Source organism: Pseudomonas sp. NFACC24-1 (assembly GCF_900115235.1).
Taxonomy (GTDB): Bacteria; Pseudomonadota; Gammaproteobacteria; order Pseudomonadales; family Pseudomonadaceae; genus Aquipseudomonas; species Aquipseudomonas fluorescens_AA.
Genome location: NZ_FOVS01000085.1, coordinates 1 through 1,938, shown reverse-complemented (window position 1 = coordinate 1,938; position 1,938 = coordinate 1). Strand labels below are relative to the sequence as shown.

General features: G+C 57.9%; 3 protein-coding genes. All 3 read left to right on the top strand.

Features of this window, described 5'->3' with window-relative positions:
- The first annotated feature begins 658 nt into the window (after positions 1 to 658).
- The 3 genes from BM317_RS29610 (at position 659) to BM317_RS29600 (ending at position 1,721) form a co-directional block, all read left to right on the top strand.
- Positions 659 to 943 (top strand): fructose-bisphosphate aldolase, encoded by a 285-nt coding sequence (locus BM317_RS29610; protein WP_092477216.1) that lies wholly within the window; start codon positions 659 to 661, stop codon positions 941 to 943.
- 185 nt (positions 944 to 1,128) lie between these two features.
- The gene (locus BM317_RS29605) at positions 1,129 to 1,407 is read left to right on the top strand and encodes a ribbon-helix-helix domain-containing protein (protein ID WP_092177191.1); all 279 of its coding nucleotides are present in this window, start codon (positions 1,129 to 1,131) and stop codon (positions 1,405 to 1,407) included.
- A complete protein-coding gene (locus BM317_RS29600) occupies positions 1,407 to 1,721 on the top strand; it encodes a type II toxin-antitoxin system RelE/ParE family toxin (protein ID WP_072346299.1) in 315 nt (104 codons plus the stop codon). Before BM317_RS29605 ends, BM317_RS29600 begins: the two co-directional genes overlap by 1 nt.
- Positions 1,722 to 1,938 lie beyond the last annotated feature (217 nt).

The following is a 1,938-nucleotide window of genomic DNA, read 5'->3' as shown; positions in this document are numbered from 1 at the left end:
CGGCATCCATGCCGGGATGCCCACTCCACAATGCCTGCGTTCGGCCAGCGTGGTTAACGGGGCGCCGAGATCAACGTCCACCGCGAGGCGGCCTGCCAGCCGGCCTGGCTCTCACGGTCGTACTCCGATCCAATTGTGGGAGCGAGCTTGCTCGCGATGGCGGCCTGACAGCCGACTAGGATTTGTGGGGTGTCGGAGATTTTGATCGTTCCCCCGGCCTTCTGAAAATCTCGTAGGAACTCCCCCTTTGTGGCGAGGGGATTTATCCCCGCTGGGCTGCGAAGCAGCCCCCTCTTTTCGTCAGACCGACCCCATGCCCAGAGTTTACGGCGGCTGCGCCACCGAGCGGGAGCAAGCTCCCTCGCCACCGGGGTTGCGGGCGTCCTACAGGTCGGTTGTTGCCTCAAAAATCCCCTTCTATAGTTTGGTTCACCTACTGGCTTTGGTCGGTGGGAGGGTTTCGCAGCCCATTGAGGAATACACCGTCGAATGAAAACTCAGGCAAACTTGCCCGCGTTCATTTTATGGCGGTTGCGCGCGGGAGATCTTTGGGTCTGCCGAGTTTGATTCCTCTTCGGTCTGCGAACCCGTGCGTAGCTGCCACCCGTTTGTTTCGCAGCGAAAAGGTGGCATTTCTTTTTTTGAGGAATTAAACCTTATGACGTCGAATCAATCGTCCAATAGCTTCACCCCGCTAACCCCAATCGCCACCACCCACCCCGTCCTGTTCATCGATAAAACCGCCCCACTGCCCGAACTCCATGCCTGCGCCAGCGAACGCCTGCACGCCACCCTCGACTACCTGACGCTGATGGCCTGCACCACACTGCGCGATTCAGCCGAGACCGACATCAACACCATCACCAACATCGCCCGAATCATGGTCCAGGATGTAGCGGATGTTTTTGGCGTGATTGAACAGCGCGGGCTCGAAGGGCAGTAAAAATCCTGCGGGAGGAGTCTGCTCGCGATAGTGTTGGCGCAGCGGCAAGAGCTGTTGGCTGACACGCCATTAACGCGAGCGGGCTCGCCTACCGTCCGCCTACAGTCATCGCTGACTCAGGAAGTCATGTGCATATTCCTCAGAGCAGAGTAGGATTAAATCCTATCTTATTCAGGAAGCCCATCATGCGTAGCACTCAACAATTCAGCATAACTCTGCCTAACCAGATGGCCGACGTGGTGAAAGCCAAGGTTGCTGCCGGTGAATACGCCACTGAAAGCGAAGTCATTCGTGATGGCCTCCGGGCGCTGCTGGCCCGTGATCGCGCTTTGGAAAACTGGCTCGTAGGCCAAGTAGCCCCCGCTTACGATGCATTGAAAGCTGACCCCTCACGCGCGCTGAGCGTCGATGAAGTTCGCTCCCGATTGGCGGCAGAGCACCAGAATGCCACTATCCAATCGTAATGGCGTATAGCGTTGATTTTGTCCCGGAAGCCCTTGAGCAGTTAGCTGCGCTCTATCGCTACATTGCCACGGCGGCTTCGCCAGAAACCGCGCAGCGGTATACCAACGCCATCGTGACCTATTGCGAAGAACTACGAACGTTCCCGCACCGAGGCAACCAGAGGGACGACATACGCCCGGGGCTGCGTATCACAAACTACCGCAAGCGGACCGTGATTGCCTTTGTCGTTGATGCCAAGCAGGTTTCCATCTTGGGCGTTTTTTATGGGGGGCAGGACTTTGAGGTCGCTTTGCAATGTGAACTGGACGATTAACGTGCAGTAGACCCTGTATCGTTGATGTCCTTCGCGAGCAAGCTCGCTCCCACAGGAGAAACGCGGTCCCCCCTAAACCAGGTCGGCTATAAGGCCGCCTCGCAGTGGACGTTGATCTCGGACGCCCCGTTAACCACGATGGCCGAACGCAGGCATTGTGGAGTGGGCATCCCGGCATGGATGCCGGGATAGCCGCGCTGGGCCATGGATGGCCCTT

Coding starts and splice junctions, on each gene's coding strand:
- BM317_RS29610 (WP_092477216.1), top strand. CDS start 659: ATGACGTCGAATCAATCGTCCAATAGCTTCACCCCGCTAACCCCAATC.
- BM317_RS29605 (WP_092177191.1), top strand. CDS start 1,129: ATGCGTAGCACTCAACAATTCAGCATAACTCTGCCTAACCAGATGGCC.
- BM317_RS29600 (WP_072346299.1), top strand. CDS start 1,407: ATGGCGTATAGCGTTGATTTTGTCCCGGAAGCCCTTGAGCAGTTAGCT.